This window comes from Streptomyces sp. NPDC059850 (assembly GCF_042731515.1).
Classification (GTDB): Bacteria; Actinomycetota; Actinomycetes; order Streptomycetales; family Streptomycetaceae; genus Streptomyces.
Genome location: NZ_JBHWJI010000014.1, coordinates 128,734 through 138,028, shown reverse-complemented (window position 1 = coordinate 138,028; position 9,295 = coordinate 128,734). Strand labels below are relative to the sequence as shown.

Annotated in this window: 6 protein-coding genes; 3 read left to right on the top strand and 3 right to left on the bottom strand. The window is 69.3% G+C overall.

Annotated features, from left to right (window positions below; all coding sequences use genetic code 11):
• Positions 1–648, top strand: a 648-nt coding sequence (locus tag ACFV9T_RS14240; protein WP_385439805.1) for an FG-GAP repeat domain-containing protein, incomplete at its 5' end; no start/stop codon positions are given.
• An 18-nt stretch (positions 649–666) separates the two neighbouring features.
• On the opposite strand, the gene ACFV9T_RS14235 is transcribed toward ACFV9T_RS14240, so the two are convergent.
• Positions 667–1,641, bottom strand: coding sequence for a multicopper oxidase domain-containing protein (locus ACFV9T_RS14235; protein WP_385439926.1), 975 nt, complete (start codon positions 1,639–1,641; stop codon positions 667–669).
• Between the two features lie 336 nt (positions 1,642–1,977).
• On the opposite strand from ACFV9T_RS14235, the gene ACFV9T_RS14230 reads away from it, so the two are divergent.
• Together ACFV9T_RS14230 and ACFV9T_RS14225 are read left to right on the top strand one after the other, a co-directional pair.
• Positions 1,978–4,368 (top strand): ThuA domain-containing protein, encoded by a 2,391-nt coding sequence (locus ACFV9T_RS14230; RefSeq protein ID WP_385439923.1) that lies wholly within the window; start codon positions 1,978–1,980, stop codon positions 4,366–4,368.
• Positions 4,365–6,593, top strand: a complete 2,229-nt coding sequence (locus ACFV9T_RS14225) for an OmpL47-type beta-barrel domain-containing protein (protein ID WP_385439802.1) — start codon at positions 4,365–4,367, stop codon at positions 6,591–6,593. The genes ACFV9T_RS14230 and ACFV9T_RS14225 overlap by 4 nt, the downstream gene beginning before the upstream one ends.
• A 175-nt stretch (positions 6,594–6,768) precedes the next feature.
• On the opposite strand, the gene recQ is transcribed toward ACFV9T_RS14225, so the two are convergent.
• Positions 6,769–8,640: a DNA helicase RecQ gene (gene recQ / locus ACFV9T_RS14220; protein ID WP_385439799.1), complete on the bottom strand. Its 1,872-nt coding sequence runs from the start codon at positions 8,638–8,640 to the stop codon at positions 6,769–6,771.
• A 34-nt stretch (positions 8,641–8,674) separates the two neighbouring features.
• The gene (locus ACFV9T_RS14215; RefSeq protein ID WP_385439797.1) at positions 8,675–9,220 is read right to left on the bottom strand and encodes a YceI family protein; all 546 of its coding nucleotides are present in this window, start codon (positions 9,218–9,220) and stop codon (positions 8,675–8,677) included.
• Positions 9,221–9,295 lie beyond the last annotated feature (75 nt).

Sequence of the window (9,295 nt, the reverse complement as noted above, 5' to 3'; positions counted from 1 at the left end):
GCGCTGCATGAGACCGATGGGTCGTTTGATTTCGCGGTGACGGACTGGGACCGGGACGGTCGTCCGGATCTGGCCGCGATCAAGAAGAGCGCCACCGGTACCAACTCCACCGAGGTGCACATCCTCTCCGGTGCGAGCAATTTCCAGCGGTTCATCGTGCAGACGGGTACGGCGCTGCATGAGACCGATGGGTCGTTTGATTTCGCGGTGACGGACTGGGACCGGGACGGTCGTCCGGATCTGGCCGCGATCAAGAAGAGCGCCACGGGTACCAACTCGACCGAGGTGCACATCCTCTCGGGCGCCAGCAACTTCCAGCGCTTCGTGCTCCAGACCGGCACCGCGCTGCACGAGACCGGCGCCACGTTCGACTTCGGGGTGGCGGACTGGGACAAGGACGGCCGTCAGGACCTGGTGGCCCTCAAGAAGAGCGCCACGGGCACGAACTCCACCGAGGTCCATGTGCTGTCGGCCGCGAGCAACTTCCAGCGGTTCGTGCTCCAGACCGGTACGGCGCTGCACGAGACCGGCGCCACCTTCGACTTCGGTCTCGCGGACTGGAACCGCGACGGCACCTCCGACCTGTTCGCGGTGAAGAAGAGCGCCACCGGCACCAACTCCACCGAAGTGCACATCCTCGGCGGCTGACACACACCGGCGCGTGAGCTACGACCCGTGCCCCGCCGACCGGTGGTGCGGGTCGTAGCCCGGGATGGTGCCGTCCTCCTTGGCGACCAGGAAGAGTCCCGCCATCCCCATGTCGGAGTGGCTCTGGACATGGCAGTGGTACATCCACGCGCCCGCGCCGGTGTTCTCCCCGGCGATGATCTGGAAGCCGAACGAGTCCGCCGGGCCGGTGATCTTGTTGTCGATGACCCGGCTCGGGTCGTCAGGACCCTCCAGGAGGCCCGTGCGGTTGTCCGCCCAGCGATGACCGTGCATATGGAACGTGTGGTAGTACTCGCCGTGCGTGATCATGATGATCTCGACGCGCTCGCCCACCGTCGCCCGGAACTGGGGTGCGTCATGGCCCGACTTGTTGTTGATCGTCATGTCGTTGAAGACGATGGTGAACTGCTTCTGCGGCAGGATGTCCCCGGCGCGGCGTACCACCACCGGCCCGTACAGCCCCTTGCGGAGGCCGACGGTGCCGTGCGGGGTGCCGACCGCGTGGTCGTGGTAGTGCCAGTAGCCCGCGCTGCCCGGCCGCCAGGTGCCGTCCGCGCGGGTGCCGGGGGCGTGGGTGCGCCAGGTGTACGTACGCGTCCCGCCCGGTTCCACGGCGCTCCGGTTGAGCTGGGTGCCGTCGCTGGCGGTGTCGTAGTCCAGGCCGTGCACATGGAGGCTCGCGGTGACGTCCATGGTGTTCTCGAACTCGATGTGCAGGGTGTCGCCCTCGGTCAGCTCGATCAGCGGGCCGGGGATGGACGCCTTGCCCTTCTCCAGGCCGTAGCCCATCTGCCCGTCCGGCAGCTTCTCCGCGTACAGCTTCATGCGGCGGACCGCGCCACCGGCCGCCGCCGTGGCCACCCGGCGCTTCGGGGCCCGCGCGGAGGCGGTGGGGGAGGCGAGTGGGCCGCCGATCGCGGCGGCGGCCGCGCCACCGGCCAGTAGTCGGCGGCTGAAGCCGCGTCTGGGAATGGTGCCGGGTGCGTCGCTCATCGCTCTCCCAACTCGGTGCGGCCGTTCTGGCGTTGCCATGCACACGTCCCCCGGGGATGGCATCACGGTAGCCGGACAAACCTCGTTCATCCACACTCAGGACAAAGTTCGTCGAGTTGCGGTCATAGCTATTGGCGGAGTGCGAAAAGGCGTCTAGCTTCCTTCGCGGTGTATCCGGTACCGGAGAGGGATGGGTTACTCATGCGGGATGGACCGTACCAAAAGCCCTCGGAAAGGCGTCGGCTGACGAAGCGTCGGCCGCGGAGGAGACGCGCGGCGTTGGCGGCCCTGCTGTTCGGGGCCGTCACCGCGACCATGCTCGGCGGCACCCCGGCCGCCGCCCGCCCCGATGAGCGCCCGCGGCTGGCGCTGCCGTCCCCGCCGGGCGGCGACGACGTCAAGGTGCTGGTCTTCCATGGCTCGGCCGGGGACGAGGCACCGACCGCGGACGCCGGTATCGAGGCCATCGAACGCATCGGCGGCCAGGGCCCGGCGGCGACCCGCTTCACGGTCGACGCCACCGCCGACCCCTCCGTCTTCACGGCGCCAAAGCTTGGCACGTACAACGCGGTCGTCTTCCTGACCGGCGCGGGCGATGTGCTCGACCCGGAGCAGGAAGCCGGGCTCGAAACGTACATGGAGGCGGGCGGCGGCTTCCTCGGCATCCATGACGCGGCCCGCAACGAGCCGTTCTCGGACTGGTTCACCGGCCTGATCGGCGCCCGCCCCGCCGACACCGGCCCGGCCACCGTGCAGCGGGCCGTCGTCGAGGTCGGCGACCGCACCCACCCGGCCACCAAGGACCTGCCGCTGGAGTGGAAGCGCCCCGACACCTGGCTCAACTGGAAGACGAACCCCTCCGGCCAGGTGCACACCGTCGCCCGGGTCCGGGAGAGCAGCTACCAGCCGGGCACCGGCGCAGGCGGCTGGGACCACCCCGTCTCCTGGTGCCGCGACTACGACGGCGGCCGGTCCTTCTACACCGGCATGGGCGGCACCGCCGCGGGTTTCCGGGAGACGGACTTCCGCAGCCATCTGCGCGGCGCGCTGCTGTGGACCACCCGCCTCGTCCGCGCCGACTGCCAGGCCACCATCACCGCCAACTACCAGGCCGAGCGGGTCACCAAGCCCAACCAACCCGGTCAGTCGGACCAGATCGGCGAGCCGCACGGCCTGGTCACCGCCCCGGACGGCCGGGTGCTGTACATCGGCCGCGGTGGCGGCGACAACAGCGCGCCCGTCGTCACCGACTGGAACGACCCCGACATCGGCAAGGGTCAGGGTCAGATCCACATCTACGACCCCAAGACCGGCAAGGTGACGCTCGCGGGCGCGCTCACCGTCTTCGGCAACAAGGGCGGCGGCGATGAGCTGATCAAGAACGAGGAGGGGCTGCTCGGCATCGAGCTGGACCCCGAGTTCCTCACCAACGGCTGGGTGTATCTGCACTACACCCCGCACTCCAAGATCAACCGCGACACCCGCATGGCCGAGCGCCGGGTCTCCCGCTTCACCCTGAACCTCAAGACCAACCGGCTCGACCTCGGCTCCGAGAGGGTGCTGCTGTCCTGGCCGGTGCAGATCCACAGCTGCTGCCACGCGGGCGGCGGCCTGGCCTGGGACTCTCGGCGCAACCTCTACATCGCCACCGGTGACAACAACTCGAGCCAGTTCAGCGACGGTTACTCGGGAAACAACCCGCAGCCGAACTACAAGGGCGTGTCCTTCTCCGACGCCCGCCGCACCGCCGGGAACACCAACAACCTCAACGGCAAGATCCTGCGGATCCACCCCGAGGCCGACGGCACCTACACCCTCCCCGAGGGCAATCTCTTCACCGGCAAGGAACCCGACGAGGGCGGTGGCAAGACCCGCGGCGAGATCTACGTGATGGGGGTGCGCAACCCGGCCCGGATCTTCGTCGACAAGAAGACCGACACCCTCTACGCGGGCTGGGTCGGCCCCGACGCTGGCCAGCCCAGCACCACCTGGGGCCCGGCCAAGTACGACACGTTCGCCGCCATCACCAAGGCGGGCAACCACGGCTGGCCGTACTGCATGGGCAACAAGCAGCCGTACCGCGACCGCAACCTGCCCGATCCCAGCAAGCCGCTGGGCTGGTACGACTGCGACGCCCCCAAGAACGAGTCGCCCAACAACAACGGCCTGGTGAACCTGCCACCGGTCACCGGGAACACCATCTGGTACTCGCCCCAGGGCGGCGCCCCCGACTATCCGCGCGACGCCGACGGCATCCCCAGCTACCAGGCCTCGGAGGCCAAGTTCCTGCTGCCCTGGCTCAAGGGCGGCAGCCAGGCCACTATGAACGGCCCGGTCTACCGGTACGACGACACCAGCAACAGCGCCACCAAGTGGCCGGCGTACTGGGACGGCAAGTGGTTCGTCGGCGACTTCTACGACGCCGCCCAGCCGCGCCACGCGGTGGTGACCGACCCGAAGACCGTCGGCAAGGGCGGGCTGCCCGTGCATGCCGAATCCCTCAGGAAGATCATCCCGGTGGGCGCCGACGGCATCCGCAACCTCATGGACTGGAAGTTCGCCCCGGACGGCTCGCTCTACGTCCTCGACTACGGGCGCGGCTTCTTCACCTCCGACGCCAAGTCGGCGCTGTGGCACATCACCTACAAGGGCGGCGAGCCCACCCCGCTCGCCAAGGACGTGGCCAGGAAGGCGGAGCAGCGGTGAGACGACGGCGATCCAAACCCTCCGGGACTCCGAGACCTCTTACGGCGCTGCTGGCCGCGCTGCTCATGGTCCTCGGACTGACCACGGGACTCTCCACGGCCACGGCCGCGTCCGGGCAGGACACGCCCCGGAAGGCCGCCGCGCAGACGCTGACCTGGACCGCGGGTGACGACATCACCAAGTACGTCTCGGCGCCCGCCACGGCCGTCGCCGGGAAGACCACCATCGTCTTCGAGAACAGCACCGCCACCGGCAACACCATGGGCATGCCGCACACCCTGACGTTCGACGTGTCGGATCCCGAGTACAACAACGACGTCCCGCTGAACATCCTCGCCAACCCCGCGGACGACAGCGGCGGCAAGCACTCCGCCGAGGTCACCCTGACCCCGGGCCGCTACCGCTACTTCTGCACCATCCCCGGCCACGGCCAGATGCAGGGCATCCTCGTGGTCACCGAGGACGGCGGGGGCGAGGACACCACGGCGCCCGACACCTCGGCGAAGGTCGAGGGCGAGCAGGACGCGGACGGCGCGTACATCGGCATGGCCACGGTCGCGGTGTCCGCCACCGACGCCGGATCGGGTGTGGACCGGATCGAGTACGCGGTGGGGGACGGGGCGTTCCAGCCGTACACCGCCCCGGTGATGGTGCACGAGGTCGGCACCCACACCCTCCGCTACCGGGCCACCGACAAGGCGGGGAACACCTCCGCGGTGAAGTCGGCGGAGTTCCGCATCGTGCCACCACCGACGGACGACACCACACCGCCCGAAACCTCCGCCACCGTCACCGGGAAACAGGGTCCGAGCGGTGACTACTACGACACGGCCACCGTCACCATCACGGCCTCCGATACCGGATCGGGCGTCAACGCCATCGAATACGCCCTGGACGGCGCCGAGTTCACGAAGTACACCGCCCCGGTGGCGGTGAACACCCACGGTGCCCATACGGTGCGCTACCGCGCCACCGACCGGGCGGGGAACACCTCCGAGGCGAAATCGGTGGCCTTCTCCGTGGTCGCGCCACCGAACGACGACACCACCCCGCCCGAGACCACCGCGAAGGCGGAGGGCACCAAGAACTCGGACGGCAACTACGTCGGCAGCGCCAAGGTGACCATCACCGCCACCGACTCCGGGTCCGGGGTGGCGAAGACCGAGTACTCCCTCGACGGCGGCCCGTACCTCGCGTACACCACCCCCGTCGTCGTCGACCGGGTCGGCCGCCACACCATCGCCCACCGCGCCACCGACAAGGCCGGAAACACCTCGGCGCCCCGGCGGCTCGCGTTCACCGTGGACCCGGGCGGCGGCGTGCCCGCTCCCGCGTGCCCCGAGTGGGACGAGCGGCTCACCGTGATCGTCGGTACGGTCGACACCGGCGTCCCCAACCGCATCACCCGGGGCCGCTGCACCATCAACGAGCTGATCGAGGACGAGAAGGACTGGTCCTCGCACGCCCTCTTCCTGAAGCACGTCACCTCGGTGACCGGCAAGCTGCTCTCCGACGGTGTCATCGACCAGCGCGAGAACGAGGCCATCAACGCGGCCGCCGACGAGTCCGGGATCGGCAAGCCCGGCCAGAGCGAGGGCTACCGCGACCTCTTCGACGGTACGAAGGCGTCGTTCGACAAGTGGCGGCACGTGGGCGGCGGCGCCTTCAGGCTGAACGCCGATTCCACGATGACCAGCAGCTCCACGGTCGACGGCATGGGCATGCTGTGGTTCCCGCGCCGTACCTATGACGACTTCTCGCTGAAGCTGCAGTTCCGTGACGACGCCCCGGGGACCGGCAACGCCAACAGCGGCGTCTTCGTCCGCTTCCCCGATGTCGACGGCCACCCCGAGGAGTCCCGCCCGGAGTGGGTCGCCATCAAGTACGGGCACGAGGTGCAGATCAACGACCGCCCCGACGGCGACATGTACAAGACGGGCTCGGTCTACGGGTTCGACCGCGTCGGACTGGGCGGCGCGGGCGTGACGCCCAAGGGCAGCTGGAACGACTACGAGGTCCGGGTGGTCGGCCAGCACTACTCGATCTACCGCAACGGTGTGCTGATCAACGAGTTCGAGAACGCCGGGGGCCAGGACTTCACCCCGCCGCGCTCGGACGACCCGGGCACCGACGGCCGCCGGTTCGCCTCCGGGTACATCGGTCTGCAGACCCACAGCACCGGCGATGTGGTCTCGTTCCGCGACATCCGGATCCAGGAGCTGTAGCCGGGCCCCGGACAGGTCCGGAGGGAGGAAGGTAAGCGGCCGCCGGAGTACCCCAGCCCCCGGCGGCCACTGCCACCCTCCAAGTTACCCGAGGTAATACTCAGCGGTAACCCTTGTACTCACGACATGCCAAAGCCCTGCCCCGACCAGCGGGGCAGGGCTTCGGCGTGCGGCGTCAGGACGCGAGGGTGTCCAGGATCTGCTGCCCGTACTTGAGCAGCTTGTTCTCGCCGACCCCGTTCACCGCGCCCAGCTCGTCCAGCGTCGAGGGAACGGCGGTCGCGATCTCGCGCAGCGTCGCGTCGTGGAAGATCACGTACGCGGGCACACCCTGCTCCTTGGCGCTCGCCGCCCGCCAGGCGCGCAGCCGCTCGAAGACGGGCAGCGCCTCCTCCGGCAGATCCACCACGGCCTTGCGCGACTTCGAGGACCCGGACGACCCCGCCTTCGCCGACTTCCCGGCGCGCGTCTTCTCGGGCTCGCGACGCAGCCGTACCTCGCGCTGCTGCCCCAGCACCTCGGCGCTCGCGTCGGTGAGCACCAGCGTGCCGTAGTCGCCCTCGACGCCGATCAGGCCCTGGGCCAGCAACTGCCGTACCACACCGCGCCATTCGGCCTCGCGCAGCTCGGTGCCGATGCCGAACACCGACAGCGCGTCATGGTCGAACTGGATCACCTTGGCCGTCTTCTTGCCGAGCAGGATGTCGATCACCTGTCCGGCGCCGAACTTCTGGTTCCGCTCCCGCTTGAGCCGGACCACCGTCGACAGCAGCTTCTGCGCGGGAATCGTGCCGTCCCAGGACTCCGGGGGCGTCAGACACGTATCGCAGTTGCCGCACGCGGTGCTCTGCTGGCCGAAGTAGGCGAGCAGCTGGACCCGGCGGCATTCGACGGTCTCGCACAGGGCGAGCATCGCCTCCAGGTGCTGGCCGAGCCGCCGCCGGTGGGCGTCGTCGCCCTCGGAGGTGTCGATCATCTTCCGCTGCTGGATGACGTCCTGCAGCCCGTACGCCAGCCAGGCGGTGGACGGCAGTCCGTCGCGCCCGGCGCGGCCCGTCTCCTGGTAGTAGCCCTCGACGGACTTGGGCAGATCCAGATGGGCGACGAACCGCACGTCCGGCTTGTCGATGCCCATGCCGAACGCGATCGTCGCCACCACGACCAGACCGTCCTCCCGCAGGAAGCGCGACTGGTGCTCGGCGCGGGTCGCGGCGTCCAGACCCGCGTGGTACGGGACCGCCTCGATCCCGTTGCTCACCAGGAACTCGGCCGTCTTCTCCACCGAGGCCCGGGAGAGGCAGTAGACGATTCCGGCGTCGCCCGGGTGCTCGGCGCGAAGAAGCTCCAGCAGCTGCTTCTTCGGCTCGTTCTTCGGGGCGATCCGGTACTGGATGTTGGGGCGGTCGAAGCTCGCCACGAAGTGGTGGGCGTCCTGGAGCTTCAGCCGGGACGCGATCTCGCCGTGGGTGGCCTCGGTGGCGGTCGCGGTCAGCGCGATCCGGGGCACGGTGGGCCAGCGCTCGTGCAGCTCGGACAGGGCCAGATAGTCGGGCCGGAAGTCGTGCCCCCACTGGGCCACACAGTGCGCCTCGTCGATGGCGAACAGCGAGACCGAGCCCCGGTCCAGCAGCCGCAGCGTGGACTCCACGCGCAGCCGCTCGGGCGCGAGATAGAGCAGGTCCAGCTCGCCCGCGAGGAACTCGGCCTCCACCAGCCGCCGCTCGTCCAGGTCCTGGGTGGAGTTGAGGAACCCGGCCCGCACACCGAGGTTCCGCAGGGCGTCGACCTGGTCCTGCATCAGCGCGATCAGCGGCGAGATGACGACCCCGACGCCCTTCCGGACGAGCGCGGGGATCTGGTAGCACAGCGACTTGCCGCCGCCGGTCGGCATCAGCACCAGTGCGTCACCACCGGCTATCACATGCTCGATGATCTCCTGCTGGCCTCCCCGGAACGCGTCATAGCCGAAGACGCGGTGCAGCACGCGCAGGGCTTCGCTGCCATCGGGGCCGTTAACGACATCGGGTCCGTTTTCGGGAAGAGCCATCCGCCGATTCTAGAGGTCGCACGGGGTGCCCTGGTCAACGGCGGGTGAACCGGGCGGTGACGGTCAGCGCGGCGGGGCCCGGCATCATCCCCAGCTTGTTCATGCCCATGCCGAATTCGCCGCGGTTGATCTCCAGGTCGGCGGTGAGCGTGGCCGCGTCGGCGGTGGCCTCGGTGAGCCGCGCCGGGAAGGACAGCGGGCGGGTGTTGCCGAGGATGGTCATCTCACCGTCGATCCGGACGGCGGCGCCCTCGCCGGGCACCGCGCCCGAGACCGCGAAGACGATCTCGGGGTGGCGGTCCGTGTCGAAGAAGTCCGCGCTGCGCAGATGGGTGTCCCGCTTGGCGTTCTGGGTGTCAAGCGACGCGGCGTCGACGGTCAGGGTGCCCCGCGCGGAGCCGTCCGCCAGTACCTCGCCCTCCCCGGTGACACCCGTGAAGACGCCCTTCACGGTGCTCAGCCCCCAGAACGTCTTGTGCGCGAAGCGGACCGTGGTTCCGGCCGGGTCCAGGACCCAGCGGCCCGCACCGACGGCGGAGGGGGAGACGGGGGTACGGGCGCTATTGGCGGCGTCCGCCATGACGATCACGTCCTTGAAGATTGTGGGACACGTTGCCCAGCAGCTTAGGGAGAACACAGGGTGCGGCGGGAGAGC